This is a genomic window from Sulfurospirillum diekertiae (assembly GCF_002162315.1).
GTDB lineage: Bacteria > Campylobacterota > Campylobacteria > Campylobacterales > Sulfurospirillaceae > Sulfurospirillum.
This window is the reverse complement of sequence record NZ_CP021416.1, coordinates 1625774-1643314: the sequence shown is the minus strand read 5'-3', so window position 1 is coordinate 1643314 and position 17541 is coordinate 1625774. Positions and strand designations below refer to the sequence as shown.

The window sequence follows — 17541 nt, the reverse complement described above, 5'->3', positions numbered from 1 at the left end:
ATGTGTGGACAAGGAATAGAAAAGCTTTTAGAAGCAGTTAAAAATGGTGATATTAGCATTCATGATGCACTTAAAAAGATCAAAGCAGAACCGTTTGAAGAGTTGGATTTTGCAAAGATAGATCATCATCGTGGCATTCGTTTGGGGTATCCGGAAGTCATCTATGGGGAGAGTAAAACACCTGAACAGATTGCTCAAATTACCCAAAAACTTCTTGATAGAGAAAATAACATTCTTATCACCCGTGCCAATGAAAAAGCCTATGAAGTTGTTCTTGGCATTGCCCCCGAAGCAAAGTACAATGTGATGGGGAGAACGATTACCATCGAGCGAGAAATCATGACGCCACCAGAGAGTTACATCGCCATTATAGCCGCAGGAACGTCAGATCTTTATGTGGTCGAAGAGGCGTATGAAACAGCGCGTATTTTAGGCAATCATGTTAAAAAGGTTGTCGATGTTGGCGTTGCGGGGATTCACCGTTTGTTTGCACACTTAGATGTCATTCAAAATGCCAAAGTGGTCATCGTTATCGCAGGAATGGAGGGTGCACTTGCAAGTGTTATCGGAGGTCTGGTCGATAAACCTGTCATCGCTGTACCAACAAGTGTTGGTTATGGTGCGAGTTTTGGAGGTGTTGCAGCGCTTCTTTCCATGCTCAACAGCTGTGCCAGTGGTGTGAGTGTTGTGAACATCGACAATGGCTTTGGAGCGGCGTATAATGCAAGTATTATTAATCATCTCTAATTGAGAGTTTGAGGCTTTACATGTAACTTAAATAATAGAAAGTCTTGAAGTCGCCTCTTTAATACAAAACTATTTTTAATTGATGTATTTGAATGCAAATTTTCTAGAAATGTAACTTGGCTTTGTTGACGAATTGTTATATCGTGTCTTGATAAGAGTCATTGTTTGATTGGGCTCTAGCACAAGATTATCTATTTTTCGATAGACTTTATCTAGCCTTGCTTCTGCTTGAACAACAACTCTTTTTTGTGTCATATTAATAACGTTTACTTCTGCACTCATAGGACTTTTGTACAAATACATACATACTTGTTCGGTCTCATATTCGCAAGGTGGCATTGCATACATACTCGTGAGTAATCCTATTAATAGTAATATTTTTTTTCATACTATCCCTTAATCTGATGTTTTTATAGCTCAATTGATTATATATTAAAAATTAAAAATTTCATAATTTTTATTAATTTGTGAGTCAAAAAGGTTAAACAGATGACTTTTACATGTAAACTTTTCACACTTTAAAAATCTTTACATGTAAAGATTTAGTTATACACTTTGGTTGCTCTTCTGATTTCTGAAATGAGCTCTTTTTGGCGAGTGTACATGTAACGAAGCAAATAGTCATCATATGGTTTTGGTAAATTTTCGAGAGCTACAACAATTTTTGTATATTCATCGGTGTGCCCTATATAAGTTACTTTTGCTTCAATATCCATGATAACATATCCATTTTCACCCTCTTCACATGGAAGTGAAAAATTGAGTCGTACGTATTGGTTCATCATCTCTTCTTCGCGGAAAGATTTGGTGACTTTCATCGCAATAGAATTGACTGAGATGTCGATAATCTCGCCTTGTGCGGAAGAACGATGGGCGTATTTGATAAGAACAGGTGTTCGTACACTGGTTTGTACCCGCGTATGTTGCCTGTTATTGGCGCTTGAGGCTAGAAACTTGAGGTTTTTAATGATGACAAGTGAGCGTTTAATATCGACCAAAGAGATTTCGGCTTTGATGTCTTTTGGAAAATTAGGCGCTTGAAGGACGGTTTCCCCTTCGAGTTGCATCGCGTAGCCTTGAAGGTTTTCGCAGCTCATTTGGTAGCTGTCTTGGGCTATTTTTATGATGGCTGAATTGGTGTTAATACACAAACCTTTGTAGATATTGAGCAGTTTGATAGGAATTTTATTATTAACACAGTTGTGCATCAAATAAGAAATTTGCTCTTGTTCTTCAATAACATTATCAAGGTAATCAAGCTCATAATATTTTATTTTTTCAATATCATGTGGCAAGAGATTTTTGGTATTGATCTTTTCAATGTAATCAATGACTTCGTTAAGATCATCCATCTCTATCTGGAAGGCTGAGGAGAGAATAATAGGTGTTATCTTTTCATTGGCCGTTGCCGAGATGAGCTCTTGCTGAATATACCGTGTTTGATCGCAAGCGTGTTCAAAGGTCTCTTTTTCACCCATCAAAATATAAAGATTGGGGCTCCATTGGATGAGGTCTTGCCCCTCCTCTTTGAGCTTGAAGAGTTGAAGCATCAAATTTTTGAATGCATCATAGAGTGTTGTACTGGTAAACGTTTTACTGAGCTTATCCAGATTGGAAATATTAATAAAAATAAGAGAAATAGGCGTTTGCGTGACACTTTGCTGTGCAAGACGATCTTTGAGTTTATCGACAAAATCAAAGCGATTCATAATAGATGAGCAGTTTTTAGGTTCACTTTCAGGTTCGTAATTAATGAGGGTGACAATTTTTTCACTACTTTGCGGAAAAGATTTGATGACACAAAGATAGATCTCTTTTTCAGCGGAAGCTGTTTCAATAACAATGCTCCCTTGTGCATCTCCATCTTCCTTCAGCGCTTCACATAACTCCTCATCACGGTTGATTTTCGTTTGAAGTGCCATCAGGTCATTGGTTTCATAAAGCATTTTTGCTTTGGCATTCGCATACGTCAGGGTTTCACCTTGGAACACTAAAAAAGGAAAAAAATGTTCTATCTTCTTTTCAAGTTCAATTTTTTGAAACGTGAAAAGTTTATCATCGAGTTTATTGGGACTTTTAGAAAAGATCGAGAAGAGGAGATTTTCTTCATTTTTAAGCGGTAAAACGTCAGTAATTCCAAAATGCAATGCAAATTTGAGTAAGAGTCTATTTTCCACATCATCGGCAAAAAGATAAGCAATAATTGGTTTACGTTTGGCAAAAAGGCTGACAAGGAGTTTGAGTTTGTCTTTATTGCCATCGCCTATTTCAATGAAAAGTATGTCTGCAAGAGGGGCAGATTTGATATCTTTGGTAAGATCAAACGATTGAAAAGAGGTATGTTCTTTTTTAGCGCGATCTAAAATGGTTAATTTTACTTCATCAAAATAGAGATGAGCAATAGATTGATAGCGTGTTTCATGCAAAAACTGTTCTAAAAGCATCTGAATTCCTCACAATCATAGTAATTCAAATTCTACCCAAATTCATAGGAATTTTAATCATTTTTTAACTACAATAACTGAATCTTTTAAAAGGAAACAATGAATGATGTATTATTTGGCGATCAAAGGGAAACAAAAACTAAGTGGTTCTGTCTCAATTTCTGGGGCAAAAAATGCCGCACTTCCCCTTTTAGCGTTAACACTCCTCTCAAAACGACCCATCACAATTTCAAATATGCCTCAAGTCGCCGATGTGAAAACACTGTTGCAACTGCTTACAAATTTAGGCGCGACGTTTACATGTAAAGAAAAAAATGTTGTTGAAGTAGATGCTTCAACGGTAAATTCAGCCTGTGCCAATTATGATATTGTTCGAAAAATGCGTGCCTCTATCTTAACACTAGGACCACTCTTAGCGCGTTTTGGACATTGCGAGGTTTCGCTTCCAGGTGGATGTGCTATTGGTCAGCGCCCGATCGATCTGCACTTAAAAGCGTTAGAAAAAATGGGCGCCGTCATTGAAATTAAACAAGGATATGTTTTGGCCAAAGCACCTAAAGGGCTTAAAGGGACAACAATCAGTTTTGATAAAGTGACAGTGACAGGTAGTGAAAATATCATCATGGCAGCAGCACTTGCGCATGGCGTAACGACACTGGTCAATGTTGCAAAAGAACCAGAAGTGGTGCAATTGTGTGAAGTTTTAGCTGAGTCTGGTGTGAGTATTGAAGGTATTGGAACTTCAAAATTGATCATCCAAGGCAGTGGTGGAAAGCTCTTAGATATTCAAGATTTTCGTGTGATTCCGGATCGCATAGAAGCTGGTACCTATTTGTGCGCAGGTGCTATTACGAATTCAAAAATCACGTTGAAAAAAGTTAATCCTAGACATTTAGATGCAGTTATTTTGAAGCTTCAACAAATGGGTTTTAAGGTCGATGAAAAAGACGATACCCTCACCATTCATCCTTGTGAAAAAATTCTACCTTCTGACATCGAAACAACTGAATATCCAGGTTTTCCAACGGATCTTCAAGCGCAATTCATGGCGCTATGCACGCAAGCAAAAGGCACCAGTATCATTGATGAGCGCTTATTTGAAAATCGTTTTATGCACGTGAGTGAACTTTCACGTATGGGGGCAAATATTAAACTTAAAGGTCATAGTGCCACCGTTGAGGGAAAAGCTAAACTAAATGCTGCTGATGTTATGGCAACCGATCTTCGAGCAAGTTCAGCGCTTATTTTAGCGGCACTCGTGGCAGAGGGAACAACCAAAATTCACCGAATTTATCACCTTGATCGTGGTTATGAAGATCTTGAAGGTAAATTCTCACACTTAGGTGCGCATATTGAAAGACTTGAGGAGTAATCAATGAATAAAGGGCAAGTGGTTAGTTTTGATGAGGCAGTCGCGCTAAGTCAAGATCTCGTATCGACTAAACCTTATTGTGTATGGGTTAGTGTCTTTGAAGCTCTTGGGCGAACACTTGCCAAAGATATTATATGTAAAAAAAATCTCCCTTCTTATAACAACGCAGCCTTGGATGGGTTTGCCTTTAAACATCAAGAAGGGCTAAGTGAACTCTTGATTAAAACAACGATTTTAGCGGGCAATGTGGTTGAACCAAGTTTAGGCGAGAATGAGTGCTATAAAATCATGACAGGTGCCAAAGTCCCTGATGATGCCGATACTATTATTCCTTTTGAAGATTGTCTTTTATACGATGAGCATAAAATCATTCTCTCTCCAAATGTGAAAAAAGGCAATGCCCTTCGTCTCAAAGGAGAAGAAGAACGCGTTGGTGCTCTTTTACTCAGTGAAGGAACGTGTTTAAGTTCACGGGATATCGCTTTGCTTGCCTCGCAGGGTATCAGTATGGTTGAAGTCTATAAAAAGCTTGCTATCGCTGTTTTTTCAACAGGTGATGAGCTCAAATCTCCTTGGGAAATTGCAAGCGAAGATGAAATTTACGATATCAATGCGCTCTCTTTAATGGCTCTTTTGCGCGAGCATGGCTTCGCTGCGCAGTATTGTGGCGTTATTCCCGATAATTTAGAAGCTGCAACCGCCTATTTTGCACAAATGAAACAGTATGATGTTTTGGTGACCAGTGGGGGTGTCAGTATGGGCGAAGCGGATTTTGTGGAACGGGCACTGCTCATAAATGGTTTTAAAGCTTCATTTCATGGTATTAACATCAAACCAGGAAAACCGACGATGATGGGCAAGATGGGAGAGACAATTGTGGCTTCTATGCCAGGAAATCCTTTAGCTGCTTATGTCAATGCGTTTTTGTTTCTCATTCCTGTACTCAAAAAATTTCAAGGTCAAAAAAAGTTTAATTTTGAAGTGATTTATGCACAAAACAGTGAGCCTTTTAAAGTTAAATCAGGTCGTATAAACCTTGTTTTGGGCACATACAATGAGGGAGCTTTTTATGCATTTGATGGCAATAGATACGGTTCAGGCATGGTTAAACCCCTTGTAAACAGTAATGCGCTTTGGATCAGTGATGAGACAACAACGCATGTAGAATCGGGAGAAGAGATTAAACTTTTGTTATTCTGATTCTTTAGTTTTAATATTTTTTATTTATAAAAATAGTTTAAAAAACTTGACCTTTTAAATATTTTTTGGCTATTATGCAGCTATGAAAATAAGGAAATGTTCCAAATAAAGGTATGTGATGTTTACTGAAATTAGAATCTCTACAAAGCTTCTTTTTATTTCGTTTGTTACCGTTCTTGGTTTGATTATTCTCGCTTATGTGAGCATTAACTCTAGTGTGATTGGTAAAAACTCATTAGAAACGATTTATGAAAAAAAATGTAGTGCCCGATAGTGAAATTACCGCGGCACGTAGCACTTTTGAAATGGTTTTAAATGACCTGATTCATGTCACAAGTGAATTTCTACCTACTGGTCAGGCAAAAGATCATATTCCGATGATTGAAAAAAATATGAAAGAGTTTTTTGATAAAGCGCTCAAAAGTGATTTTTATTCTGATCCTACTTTAAAGCAAAACCTTAATGAAGCGTATGACCGTTATAGTCAAAAAATTGCACCACAATATCAACGTATCTATGCATTGTATGTCAAAGATAATCGTGAAGATATAGGCGATATGGCAGTTGAGATTGAGGCAGATTGCAAATATATATCACAACGTTTTGATAATATCTCAAAATTTACCAATCAAAGAGTGAAAGATATTAGTGTAGAAATAAGCACAAAACTCAAACAAAATCTTTATTTAGTCATTGCTATTTCACTAGCGGTTTTAGCCATTACTTCTAGCCTTCTTCTATCTATTAGCCGTTATATTGTCAAACGTATTGGACGTATTGGAGACCATCTCTCTGACATCACACAGGATTTGGCACTTAACCGTCCTTTAGAAGTCCTTAACCATGATGAAATTGGGCATATCAGCGAACATCTTAATACCCTCCTTTCAACGCTTCAACAGGCCTTGATTAAAGCTAAACTAACGATGACAACCAACTCTGAAATCAATAAAAATGTACAAAATTCTTCTCAAAAAATTAATGATCTTGCTGAAGATCAAGATCGTATTGTGGAAAATGTTAAAAAACTTACCTCTAAAATTAATCGTGAATTACAAGAATCACGAGATATTTCAGAGACATCAGCAACGTATATGAAGGAAGATTATGTCATGCTCGATGAAATGATTAAAACGCTTGATCAAATTGTTGAAAGCATTAATAGTGTTAGTCAAGATGAACAACATATCTCCTCTCAGATGCATGATTTGGCAGAGCAGACAACCCAGATTCGTTCTGTACTGGATATGATCAAAGATATTGCAGATCAAACGAACCTTTTGGCACTGAATGCTGCCATAGAAGCAGCCCGTGCAGGTGAGCATGGACGTGGTTTTGCTGTCGTTGCAGATGAAGTGAGAAAGCTTGCAGAGCGTACCCAAAAATCACTTTCCGAAATTGATGTTACCATCAGTGTTGTGGTTCAAAGTGTATCAAGTGCCAGTGAAAATATCAAAGAAAATAGCCAAAAAGTGGTTAATCTCAATGAAGATGCCATTAAAATTTCATCAATGGCAAATGAAACAAAAGAGAAGACTTCAAAAAGTTTAGAGATTACCAATGTAGCCTATGAAAAGGCACTCAGTATCAGTAAGGAGATTGATAATCTCACGCAAGGAGTGGAAGCAGCAACAGGTCTTGCCCATGAGAATAAAAAGATTGCTGATAATTTAATGAGTGTCTCAACTAACCTCAATCTCTCAACAGCAGAACTAGAGAAAGAGATTACTATTTTTAAGGTATAAAATTGCTCTCTAAGCCCTTTAAAATCTATTTGTGCTACAATTGTAGTCCAAATAGATTGACATAAAGGGTTTTTTTTGGTAGAATTCCGTCCGTTTTGCGGGAATAGCTCAGTGGTAGAGCACGACCTTGCCAAGGTCGGGGTCGCGAGTTCGAACCTCGTTTCCCGCTCCATTCTATTTTCACTTCTTTTTTTATCTTCACTTCTTTCATCAGAACCAATTTATATTGATAAAACTTATTGTATTGAACAGGATGAACTTAAAGCTTCATTTTTTGGCTATCAAGGCAAAGATGATACTGTTTTAGTCCAAATTCCAAAAGATCGCATGCAGTATTCAATTAACTCTAATGTACTTGTTTCCGCTCTAACAGATCGCAATGTGACTGTGATTGATAGCAGTGATGGCGTTGTTATTTTTAAACATAATTGTACATTAATGGGCAAGGCAGACGCAATTGAAGATGCTTTTTTGAAAAAATTTCAAGAAGCTTCTCCCTCGGTTCTTATTGATGAAAAACCGCGTATTTCAACCAAATCTTCACTCCCTGCGGATTTTAAACGTTATCAGTTGATTGATGTGCACATTCCTGAAAATACACTCAAAAAAAACAGTGGTTCATTTGTCGCAATTTTTAAAGTAGGAAACAGAGAAAAAAAACTCTATTTTTCTTATGAAATGAACGCTAAGATGCTTGTATTTAAAGCAAAACGTAATTTGCTTAACGGTAAAATCCTCACAAACGATGACTACGAGAGCATTTGGATGAGTTTAGAAGGCATTCCTTCAAGAGCTGTTCTAAATGAAATACCACAAAATGCGATGACAAAAACCAGCATTAAAGAGGGACAGGTTATAGCAGATTATCATTTTGATGTGAGAAAAACTCTCTCAAAAAAAGATAGTATAAGAGCCCTCCTAAAAGAAGGTGGCTTAGTGATAGAAGTTCCAGCGACGCTTGTAGAAGATGCTGATATTGGGGATGTTGTTAAGATTAAAACAGAACAAGGCAAAATTTTGAATGCAAAAATTGTATCATCTAAAGAAGCGGTAATCCTCGAATGAAGCGCATCATTGTAGGCATCAGTGGTGCCAGTGGTGTTGAACTTGGTCTCTCTTTTCTGAAAGCACTTCCTTCTGACATTGAAAAGTATGTTATTATCTCTGAGCATGCCAAAATAGTTTTTGCTAAAGAAGCCAATACTGTTTTACTTGATGATGAGAATATTGGAGCTGTGACGGCTTCTGGCTCTTTTAAATGTGACGCTATGGCGATTATTCCATGTAGTATGAATACGCTTGCTAAGATCACTTATGGTATTGCAGACAATCTCCTTACTCGTACGGCATCAGTGATGATTAAAGAGAAACGCCCTCTTCTGCTCGCTCCTCGTGAGATGCCTTTTTCGGCAATTGCGTTAGAAAATATGCTTAAACTTTCCATGCTTGGCATCCATATTGCACCTCCTGTGCTTGGTTATTATGCCAAGGCTTCTAGTCTTGAAGAGATGGAGCATTTTCTCATTGGCAAATGGTTTGATCTTTTAGGAATTGAACATAATCTTTTTCAACGTTGGGAGGGAGCATGAGAGTAGCCATCTATCCAGGGACGTTTGATCCCATCACCAATGGTCATATGGATGTCATTAAGCGTGCTCAAAAGCTTTTTGACAAAGTCTTAGTTGCGGTAGCACTCTCTGAAGAGAAACACCCTGTCTTTGACATAAATACACGTGTTGAAATGGTGCAAGCTGCCATTAAAGATATGGATGGTGTTGAAGTTGAACCTTTTGATAATCTGTTGGTGAGCTTTTCCAAAGAAAAAAATATTCGCGTTATGATACGTGGACTTAGGGCGGTGAGTGATTTTGAATTTGAACTCCAAATGGGCTATGCGAATGCTTCATTGTGGAGTGAAATTGAGACGGTTTATTTGATGCCAAGCCTTAAAAATGCATTTATTAGCTCGTCTGTCGTTCGATCCATTGTAAAACATGGTGGCGATGTTTCTCATTTAGTTCCACCAATGGTCTTACCTTATTTGCAAAGTAGATTTACATGTATGTGATTTTTGAAGGTATTGATACGACGGGGAAAAGTACCCAAGTGGCATTGTTCGCTCAAAGAAATCATAATGTTTTAGCCACGAAAGAACCCGGTGGAACACCTACGGGAATCAAACTTCGAGAAATGTTGTTGGGCGGCGCACTGAAAGGCTCTTTTAACGCAGAACTTTTTTTGTTCTTAGCTGATCGAGCATTGCATTATGATACGGTTGTTAAACCCGTACGCAATGAGCGTTTAGTCATTAGTGATCGTGGTTTTTTATCAGGAATTGCCTATGCCTGTGCCAACCATTGTGAGGTTGATGGTGAGTTTTTACTCCAAATGAATCGTTTAGCTCTTGAAGAAAATTATCCTGAAAAAATGGTACTTTTCTTAACAAATGAAACACTGATAAAAACAAGGCTAAGTGCTAAAGTACATGATGCCATTGAAGAACGTGGTGTAAGCTATTTGTTACAGATTCAAGATATAATGCGTCGCGTTGTTAAAACCTTACCAATTCAGGTTTTAGAAGTGGATGCTTCGCACGAAATAGAAACAATTTATAAACAAATCGAGGAATTTTTAAATGATTAATGCATTACGTGGAATGAAAGATACCCTATCCCCACAAAGTGAAATTTATCAATATATTATTGCGACATGCACTCGTATTGCGCAAAATTATGGTTTTTCGTTTATGGAAACGCCGATTTTAGAAGAAACAGCGCTTTTTAAACGCAGCGTAGGTGAAAGTAGCGACATTGTTGGTAAAGAGATGTATCAGTTTATTGACAAAGGTGAAAACGATGTCTGTTTGCGCCCTGAAGGCACTGCAGGCATTGTAAGAGCCTTTATTCAACAAAAGTTTGATAAAGCAGGTGGTAACAGACGCTTTTTCTATCACGGTCCAATGTTTCGTTATGAGAGACCTCAAAAAGGACGACTACGACAATTTCATCAGTTTGGGGCGGAGAGTTTTGGTGAAGGTGATGTTAGAGAAGATGCAACGATTATTTTGATGCTAAAAGCGATGTTTGAAGCGCTTGGCATTGGGTTTACCCTAGAAATTAACTCATTAGGTTGCCCTGCTTGTATGCCACAGTATCGTACAACACTGGTCAAATTTTTAGAGACACGTGAAGGGTTATGCGAAGATTGTGAAAGAAGAAAGCTTACCAATCCTATTCGTGTACTGGATTGTAAAAACGAACACTGTAAAACATTGCTTGCAGATGCTCCATTAATTACCGAGCATTTATGCATTACATGTAAAGATGATTTTACAACATTGAAACGTATCTTAGATCAATTTGGCGTGTCTTATTTGGTCAATCCAAAGCTGGTTCGTGGACTTGATTATTACTCCAAAACAGCCTTTGAATTTGTAAGCTCTGAAATTGGTGCACAAAGTGCTATCGCTGGTGGTGGACGTTATGATCGTCTGGTGGAATTTTTAGATGGAAAATCAACACCCGCGGTTGGTTTTGCAATGGGTATTGAGCGTTTAATGGAACTGGTAAAAATGCCAGAAATCGAACGTGAGGGATACTATATCGGTGCCTTGTGTGATGAAGCATTAGATGTTGTTTTTGAATTGGTGGATCGCAAACGAAAAACGGAAAAAGTCCTCACCGATTATGATGCAAAATCGCTCAAAAATCATCTTAAAATCGCTGACAAAAACTTTGTAAAATTTTGCGTATGTATCGGTGAGGATGAGCTTTCAAAGCAGAGTGTTTGGATCAAAGATCTTGTGAGTAAAGAAGAAAAAATTATTAATATTGCGCATTTTTAAGGAGCAAGACATTGGACTACGGCATTAAAACATGGGGAAACGATAACTTTTTTATCGAAGATGGTAAAGTAAAAGTTAACACAGGCTGTGAGCCTTCGTTAATAGAGATTATTCAAGAGATACGCAAAGATGGTATCCGTGGTCCTATTCTTTTAAGATTTCCTCATCTGATTCAAAAGCAGATCCGTATGATTTACAAAAGTTTTTCCGATGCGAAGAAAGAGTTTAACTATGAGGGAAAATTTAGTGCGGTTTATCCTCTTAAGGTCAATCAGTTTCCTAATTTTGTGAAGAACCTTGTCTCTCTAGGAGAAAAATATCACTATGGGCTAGAAGCTGGCAGTAAAGCGGAGCTTATTTTAGCGATGGCGTACAACAATCCAGATTCGCCTATTACGGTCAATGGCTTCAAAGACAACGAAATGATCTCTTTAGGCTTTATTGCTGAGGAGATGGGGCATGACATTACGCTAACGATTGAAGGACTTAATGAGCTTGAGAGCATCATTTCGATTGCCAAAGATCGCTTTGGGTGCGTGCCCAATATTGGTCTTCGTATTCGTCTTCACAGCTCAGGCATTGGTATTTGGGCGAAGAGTGGCGGTATTAATTCCAAGTTTGGTTTGACTTCTACAGAGCTTCTTGAAGCGGTTAACATGATTCGTGATGCCAATTTACTCGATAAATTTACAATGATTCACTTTCATATTGGTTCTCAAATCACCGACATTGCACCGTTGAAAAAAGCCCTTCGAGAAGCGGGGAATATTTATGCGGAACTCTGTCGCATGGGTGCAACGCATCTTCGTGCGATTAATCTTGGTGGCGGTTTAGCCGTTGAGTATTCACAACATAAAACAACGCTTCATAAAAACTATACCTTAAGCGAGTATGCCAACGACGTTGTGTACTTACTCAAAGATATTGCGACACAAAAAGGGGTTCATGAACCCGATATTTTCATCGAATCAGGTCGTTTTGTAGCCGCGCATCATGCGGTATTGGTTGCTCCTGTTTTAGAGCTTTTCTCGCAAGAATATACCGATATGAAACTTAGACCAAAAGAGGTTAACCCTCCTCTTGTTCAAGAGTTGTATGATCTTTTAGGTACTATGAACCGTAAAAATGCCCTGGAATTTTTACATGATAGTATTGATCATATGGAGTCCTTACTGACTTTGTTTGATTTGGGTTATATTGATCTACAAGATCGTTCCAACACCGAAATTTTGGTCAATCTGATCATCAAAAAAGCCGTTGGTTTGGTTGCAGATAAAAAACTCAGTGAGATTCTAGACATTCAAGACCGTGTTCAAGAGCGCTATTTGGTTAACTTCTCACTCTTCCAGAGCTTGCCAGATTTTTGGGGGATTGGTCAGACGTTTCCTGTCATGCCTTTGGATCGTTTGGATGAAGTCCCAACACGTTCCGCCTCTTTATGGGATATTACCTGCGATAGCGATGGCGAAATTGGGTTTAACACCGAAACACCCCTCTTCTTGCATGATGTAGACATTAAAAATCGTGACTATTTCTTAGGCTTTTTCTTAGTGGGGGCTTATCAGGAAGTATTGGGTATGAAACACAACCTTTTTACTCATCCAACAGAAGCTACTATTGTCATTGACGATGATGGCTATAAAATTGAGAATATGCTGGAATCCCAAAGTATTAGTGATATTTTAGAAGATCTTGATTATGATATCAAAGAGGTTCAAGAAAATCTCAATGATCGTATTGAAGCTTCAGATAATATCAGTGAAAAAGAGAAAAAACACATCTTAGGTGAGATTTATCTCTTCTTAAATGACAACGGCTATCTTAAAACGATTAATAATGAGGATAATGTGCAATGAACTCTGTCTCCTTGTGGGAAAAAATTAAAGAAGATTTTTCCCAACCGATTCTGCATGACCCAGCCATAAACTCTAAAATAGAGCTTTTTTTCAACTATCCAGGCGTATGGGCTTTGGCAAATTACCGCATCGCACATGCTTTACATGTAAAAGGGTTTCGCACCCTTGCTCGCGCTATTATGGGCATTTCACAGATTATTACCAACATTGACATTCACCCTGCTAGCACGATTGGTCGCCGTGTCTTTTTAGATCATGCCTTTGGGGTGGTCATCGGTGAGACAGCGATTGTGGGAGATGATGTTTTGATCTATCAAGGGGTCACGCTGGGTGGTGTTAGCTTAGATCGCGGTGTGAAACGCCATCCTACTATTGGCAATCATACGGTTATTGGTTCGGGTGCTAAAATCTTGGGTGATATTATCATCGGTGAAAATTGCCGCATTGGTTCCAATTCAGTTGTGGTAAAAAGTATTCCCAACGACTCCACTGCTGTAGGTGTTCCTGCGCGTATCATAGACAAAGGACGCGATAAAAACCCAATGGCACACAATAAAATCCCTGATATTAACAAAGAGCTTTTTATCTATATGTTCAAGCGTATTAAGATTTTGGAAGAAGCTGTGCTAACCACCAACAAAGATCTTAAAATCAAAGACGACGAACTCGAAGCCATTTATAAATGCTATTTGGAATCCGTTAAAGAGTAAATGTTTACGTTTGTTTACTCTTTTTACTTCCTTTCTTTTAACTTTTTACACTCTAAACTTCTTTAAATGTAAGCTTTACATTTTCACTATTTTGTAAACCTATTGTTTTACAATTTTGTATATATGCCCTCAATTATTTTTCTTTCATATCTTTTTAAAGCCCTTTAATAGCCACTTTTCTTCACTTTTTAACTCAGGAATACTCCATGCAATAAGTGCTGGGATGATTGACTATATTAAAAAGGAGAAACCCGCTATGCCACATCATGAATTTGAATGCAGTACCTGCATTCCAGAGAGAAAATCACATGCGGTTGTGAAAGGTGAAGGCGAGGATCTTACTTCTTGTCTTCCAGAAGGACATCTTCTCACCATCCCTGGAACCATTTCAGAGCGAGGTTGTGCGTATTGTGGAGCCAAACATGTTATTGGAACTCCAATGAAAGATGCGATTCATATGAGTCATGGCCCTGTTGGATGTACGTATGACACATGGCATACCAAACGTTACATCAGTGACAATGACAATTTTCAACTCAAATACACCTATGCGACCGACATGAAAGAGTCCCATGTGGTGTTTGGCGGCGGCGATTTGCTTAAAAAGAACATCATTGAAGCCTTTAAAGCGCATCCTGAAATCAACCGAATGACCGTGTATCAAACCTGCGCATCGGCATTGATTGGGGATGATATGGAAGCGATCACCAGAGACGTTCTTAAAGAAATGCCTGATAAAGATATCTTTGTTTGTAACTCTCCAGGCTTTGCTGGTCCTAGTCAATCAGGAGGCCATCATAAAATCAACATCGCGTGGATCAATGAAAAAGTTGGAACGGTTGAACCCAAAATTACGAGTGACTATGTCATCAACTATGTTGGGGATTATAACATTCAAGGCGATTGTGAAGTGATGTGCGATTACTTCAAACGTATGGGTATTCAAGTGCTTTCAAGTTTTACAGGCAATGGATCATACGATGATTTACGTAGCATGCACGGAGCACATCTCAATGTCCTTGAATGTGCACGCTCGGCTGAATACATCTGTAATGAACTTCGTGTGAAGTATGGCATTCCACGACTTGACATCGATGGATTTGGATTTGAACCACTTTCCGATTCATTGATGAAAGTGGCACGCTTTTTTGGACTGGAAGATCGCGCACAAGCGATCATTGATGAAGAGACTGCCAGATGGAAACCTGAACTTGACTGGTACAAAAAACGTCTAACGGGTGTGAAAGTCTGTTTGTGGCCAGGAGGATCAAAACTCTGGCACTGGGCAAACGTCATTCATGAAGAGATGGGCGTTGAAGTCGTCTCGTTGTATACCAAATTTGGTCACCAAGGCGATATGGAAAAAGGTGTGGCACGAGCCCAACCCGGCACGCTCGCGATTGATGATCCCAATGAATTAGAGGGTATCGAAGCGATGGAAACACTCAAACCTGATGTCATCTTTACGGGTATGCGCCCAGGAGAAGTGGCAAAAAAACGCCGTGTTCAATACCTCAATGCGCATGCCTATCATAATGGACCCTACAAAGGGTATGAGGGTTGGGTACGTTTTGCACGCGATATTTACAATGCAGCGTTCTCTCCGATTCATCAACTCTCAGGGATTGATATTAGTAAAGATCCGATTGCCATCGATAAAGGTTTTATGACCCGTAAAATGATCTCTGATGTCAAACTGACTCCAGAAGAGGCCAATGTTGAGGGCGAAAGACCGTATACGGGCGATTTTGATTGTGTGACACGACTAAGAGGCAAAGTATACGATCCTGAATTGTCTCGTAATCACGAGTCAGCAGCAGTTTAAAGGAGAAAACAATGAGCGATGAAAAAGTGAATATGCAAATGCAGTCGACACAAAGCGTTCGGATTGCTCAGATGGAAGATTATATTATGAAACATTGCCTTTGGCAGTTTCACTCTAGGTCTTGGGATAGAGAGAGACAAAACGAAGGGGTTTTAAGCAAAGCAAAGCAACTTCTGTGTGATGAAGAAGTGGCAAAAGAGACGCCCGAAGATCGTTGCTACTGGGTCGATGCCCTCTCCTTAGCCGAAGCCTTTAGAGCGCGCTTTGCGTGGTTTGCGGAAATGGATAAAGAGAGTATCAAGGTGCTGATAGAAAAGCTTAAAGAACGTATTGACTACGTCACGATTAGCGGTTCGCTCAACAAAGAGCTGACAGTTGCTCGATACTAACAAAGGATAAACCATGTCATGTGAACTCAGAGCAAAAGAGCGTACGGGTATTATTAACCCGATCTTTACATGTCAGCCGTGTGGCGCACAATACGTCAGTATTGGCATCAAAGATTGTATTGCCATCGTTCATGGTGGACAAGGGTGCGTTATGTTTGTGCGGATGCTGTTTGCGCAACATTTTAAAGATAACTTTGACATCGCCTCTTCTTCGTTGCATGAAGACAGTGCCGTTTTTGGAGCAACGGGAAGGGTTGAAACCGCCGTCGATGTCCTTTTGATGCGTTACCCTGATATTAAAGTCATCCCGATTATTACAACCTGTTCGACAGAGATCATAGGCGATGATATTGAAGGTGTCATCACTAAGCTCAATAACGGACTTTTAAAAGACAAATACGAAGGGCGTGAAGTACATCTCGTTCCCGTGCATACGCCCAGCTTTAAAGGCAGTATGGTCAGTGGGTATGATGTTGCCGTTGAGTCGATGCTCAAAGCGTTTGCAAAGAAAACGGATACACCCAATGGCAAGATCAATCTGATCACGGGCTGGGTGAATCCGGGCGATGTAACAGCCCTTAAACATCTTTTGAAAATGATGGGGATTGATGCGACGGTTCTGTTTGAGATCGAGAGTTTTGACTCTCCTTTAATGCCAAGCGGGCAATGCGAAGTCTCTCATGGTGATACGACGGTGGAAGATATGATAGGCACTGCCGATGCGATTGGCACGATTGCACTCAATCGTTATGAAGGGGGCAAAGCGGCAAAATACTTGGAGAAAAATTTCCAAGTACCTGCGATCATCGGACCTACGCCTATTGGGATTCGCAATACCGATACCTTTTTGCAACGCCTCAAAGAGATGACGGGCAAGCCCATCCCTGAGGCGTTGGTCAAAGAGCGGGGTATTGCCATAGATGCCATTACCGATCTTGCGCATATGTTCTTAGCCGATAAACGTGTGGCGATTTACGGCAATGCTGATCTTGTCATTGGTTTGGCGGAATTTTGTATCGATATGGAGATGAAACCTGTGTTGCTCCTTTTGGGCGATGACAACTCAGGGTACAAAAAAGATGCGCGCATTAAAAATCTTCAATCCAAAGTGGACTTTGATATGGAGATTATTACCAATGCGGATCTTTGGGAACTTGAAGATCGTATCAAAAACAAAGGCTTACAGCTAGATCTCATTATGGGGCACTCCAAAGGGAGATTTACCTCCATTGACAATAATGTCCCCATGGTACGTGTGGGCTTTCCTACCTTTGATCGTGCGGGTCTTTACCGTCATCCTGTTGTGGGGTATGCAGGGGCGATTTGGCTTGCCGAAGAGATCGCCAACACGCTTTTTCGTGATATGGAATATAAACGTAACAAAGAGTGGTTACTCAACGTTTGGTAGA

The 17541-nt window shown here is 39.3% G+C and carries 16 protein-coding genes and 1 tRNA gene; 16 read left to right on the top strand and 1 reads right to left on the bottom strand.

Annotated elements, in window-relative coordinates:
* A complete protein-coding gene (gene larB / locus Sdiek1_RS08440) occupies nucleotides 1–747 on the top strand; it encodes a nickel pincer cofactor biosynthesis protein LarB (RefSeq protein ID WP_087438719.1) in 747 nt (248 codons plus the stop codon).
* 542 nt (nucleotides 748–1289) lie between these two features.
* On the opposite strand, the gene Sdiek1_RS08430 is transcribed toward larB, so the two are convergent.
* Complete coding sequence (locus Sdiek1_RS08430) at nucleotides 1290–3191, bottom strand: pilus assembly protein PilZ (RefSeq protein WP_087438717.1); 1902 nt, start codon at nucleotides 3189–3191, stop codon at nucleotides 1290–1292.
* A 103-nt stretch (nucleotides 3192–3294) separates the two neighbouring features.
* Here Sdiek1_RS08430 and murA point away from each other — a divergent pair, with 103 nt between their 5' ends.
* The 15 genes from murA to anfK all read left to right on the top strand — a co-directional run bounded on the left by murA (nucleotide 3295) and on the right by anfK (nucleotide 17540).
* Nucleotides 3295–4563: a UDP-N-acetylglucosamine 1-carboxyvinyltransferase gene (gene murA, locus Sdiek1_RS08425; protein WP_087438716.1), complete on the top strand. Its 1269-nt coding sequence runs from the start codon at nucleotides 3295–3297 to the stop codon at nucleotides 4561–4563.
* A 3-nt stretch (nucleotides 4564–4566) separates the two neighbouring features.
* A complete protein-coding gene (locus tag Sdiek1_RS08420; protein ID WP_087438715.1) occupies nucleotides 4567–5763 on the top strand; it encodes a molybdopterin molybdotransferase MoeA in 1197 nt (398 codons plus the stop codon).
* A 118-nt stretch (nucleotides 5764–5881) separates the two neighbouring features.
* Nucleotides 5882–6037: a hypothetical protein gene (locus tag Sdiek1_RS14865; RefSeq protein ID WP_161492018.1), complete on the top strand. Its 156-nt coding sequence runs from the start codon at nucleotides 5882–5884 to the stop codon at nucleotides 6035–6037.
* Nucleotides 6012–7508, top strand: coding sequence for a methyl-accepting chemotaxis protein (locus Sdiek1_RS08415; RefSeq protein ID WP_087438714.1), 1497 nt, complete (start codon nucleotides 6012–6014; stop codon nucleotides 7506–7508). Before Sdiek1_RS14865 ends, Sdiek1_RS08415 begins: the two co-directional genes overlap by 26 nt.
* Before the next feature lie 97 nt (nucleotides 7509–7605).
* A tRNA-Gly gene (locus Sdiek1_RS08410) sits at nucleotides 7606–7680 on the top strand.
* A 155-nt stretch (nucleotides 7681–7835) separates the two neighbouring features.
* A complete protein-coding gene (gene flgA, locus Sdiek1_RS08405) occupies nucleotides 7836–8573 on the top strand; it encodes a flagellar basal body P-ring formation chaperone FlgA (protein WP_087438713.1) in 738 nt (245 codons plus the stop codon).
* Nucleotides 8570–9097, top strand: coding sequence for a UbiX family flavin prenyltransferase (locus tag Sdiek1_RS08400; RefSeq protein WP_087438712.1), 528 nt, complete (start codon nucleotides 8570–8572; stop codon nucleotides 9095–9097). Before flgA ends, Sdiek1_RS08400 begins: the two co-directional genes overlap by 4 nt.
* Nucleotides 9094–9576 carry a pantetheine-phosphate adenylyltransferase gene (gene coaD, locus Sdiek1_RS08395; protein ID WP_087438711.1) on the top strand — a complete coding sequence of 161 codons (483 nt, stop codon included), beginning with the start codon at nucleotides 9094–9096 and terminating at the stop codon, nucleotides 9574–9576. Before Sdiek1_RS08400 ends, coaD begins: the two co-directional genes overlap by 4 nt.
* Nucleotides 9567–10151: a dTMP kinase gene (tmk, locus tag Sdiek1_RS08390; RefSeq protein ID WP_087438710.1), complete on the top strand. Its 585-nt coding sequence runs from the start codon at nucleotides 9567–9569 to the stop codon at nucleotides 10149–10151. The genes coaD and tmk overlap by 10 nt, the downstream gene beginning before the upstream one ends.
* A complete protein-coding gene (gene hisS, locus Sdiek1_RS08385) occupies nucleotides 10144–11352 on the top strand; it encodes a histidine--tRNA ligase (RefSeq protein WP_087438709.1) in 1209 nt (402 codons plus the stop codon). The genes tmk and hisS overlap by 8 nt, the downstream gene beginning before the upstream one ends.
* 11 nt (nucleotides 11353–11363) lie before the next feature.
* Nucleotides 11364–13208: a biosynthetic arginine decarboxylase gene (gene speA / locus Sdiek1_RS08380; RefSeq protein WP_087438708.1), complete on the top strand. Its 1845-nt coding sequence runs from the start codon at nucleotides 11364–11366 to the stop codon at nucleotides 13206–13208.
* Complete coding sequence (gene cysE, locus Sdiek1_RS08375) at nucleotides 13205–13918, top strand: serine O-acetyltransferase (RefSeq protein ID WP_087438707.1); 714 nt, start codon at nucleotides 13205–13207, stop codon at nucleotides 13916–13918. The genes speA and cysE overlap by 4 nt, the downstream gene beginning before the upstream one ends.
* 256 nt (nucleotides 13919–14174) lie before the next feature.
* Nucleotides 14175–15743: a nitrogenase iron-iron protein, alpha chain gene (gene anfD, locus Sdiek1_RS08370; protein WP_087438706.1), complete on the top strand. Its 1569-nt coding sequence runs from the start codon at nucleotides 14175–14177 to the stop codon at nucleotides 15741–15743.
* An 11-nt stretch (nucleotides 15744–15754) separates the two neighbouring features.
* Nucleotides 15755–16132 carry a Fe-only nitrogenase subunit delta gene (gene anfG / locus Sdiek1_RS08365; RefSeq protein WP_202819546.1) on the top strand — a complete coding sequence of 126 codons (378 nt, stop codon included), beginning with the start codon at nucleotides 15755–15757 and terminating at the stop codon, nucleotides 16130–16132.
* Nucleotides 16133–16145: 13 nt separating this feature from the next.
* Nucleotides 16146–17540 carry a Fe-only nitrogenase subunit beta gene (gene anfK / locus Sdiek1_RS08360; RefSeq protein ID WP_087438705.1) on the top strand — a complete coding sequence of 465 codons (1395 nt, stop codon included), beginning with the start codon at nucleotides 16146–16148 and terminating at the stop codon, nucleotides 17538–17540.
* Nucleotide 17541: the final 1 nt, after the last annotated feature.

Excerpts from the sequence above, each read along its gene's own strand:
- hisS (WP_087438709.1), top strand. The coding sequence starts at position 10,144 with ATGATTAATGCATTACGTGGAATGAAAGATACCCTATCCCCACAAAGT.
- anfK (WP_087438705.1), top strand. The coding sequence starts at position 16,146 with ATGTCATGTGAACTCAGAGCAAAAGAGCGTACGGGTATTATTAACCCG.
- Sdiek1_RS08400 (WP_087438712.1), top strand. The coding sequence starts at position 8,570 with ATGAAGCGCATCATTGTAGGCATCAGTGGTGCCAGTGGTGTTGAACTT.
- anfD (WP_087438706.1), top strand. The coding sequence starts at position 14,175 with ATGCCACATCATGAATTTGAATGCAGTACCTGCATTCCAGAGAGAAAA.
- Sdiek1_RS08430 (WP_087438717.1), bottom strand. The coding sequence starts at position 3,191 with ATGCTTTTAGAACAGTTTTTGCATGAAACACGCTATCAATCTATTGCT.
- Sdiek1_RS08415 (WP_087438714.1), top strand. The coding sequence starts at position 6,012 with ATGAAAAAAAATGTAGTGCCCGATAGTGAAATTACCGCGGCACGTAGC.
- anfG (WP_202819546.1), top strand. The coding sequence starts at position 15,755 with ATGAGCGATGAAAAAGTGAATATGCAAATGCAGTCGACACAAAGCGTT.
- tmk (WP_087438710.1), top strand. The coding sequence starts at position 9,567 with ATGTATGTGATTTTTGAAGGTATTGATACGACGGGGAAAAGTACCCAA.
- coaD (WP_087438711.1), top strand. The coding sequence starts at position 9,094 with ATGAGAGTAGCCATCTATCCAGGGACGTTTGATCCCATCACCAATGGT.
- larB (WP_087438719.1), top strand. The coding sequence starts at position 1 with ATGTGTGGACAAGGAATAGAAAAGCTTTTAGAAGCAGTTAAAAATGGT.
- Sdiek1_RS14865 (WP_161492018.1), top strand. The coding sequence starts at position 5,882 with ATGTTTACTGAAATTAGAATCTCTACAAAGCTTCTTTTTATTTCGTTT.
- murA (WP_087438716.1), top strand. The coding sequence starts at position 3,295 with ATGATGTATTATTTGGCGATCAAAGGGAAACAAAAACTAAGTGGTTCT.
- Sdiek1_RS08420 (WP_087438715.1), top strand. The coding sequence starts at position 4,567 with ATGAATAAAGGGCAAGTGGTTAGTTTTGATGAGGCAGTCGCGCTAAGT.
- cysE (WP_087438707.1), top strand. The coding sequence starts at position 13,205 with ATGAACTCTGTCTCCTTGTGGGAAAAAATTAAAGAAGATTTTTCCCAA.
- flgA (WP_087438713.1), top strand. The coding sequence starts at position 7,836 with ATGCAGTATTCAATTAACTCTAATGTACTTGTTTCCGCTCTAACAGAT.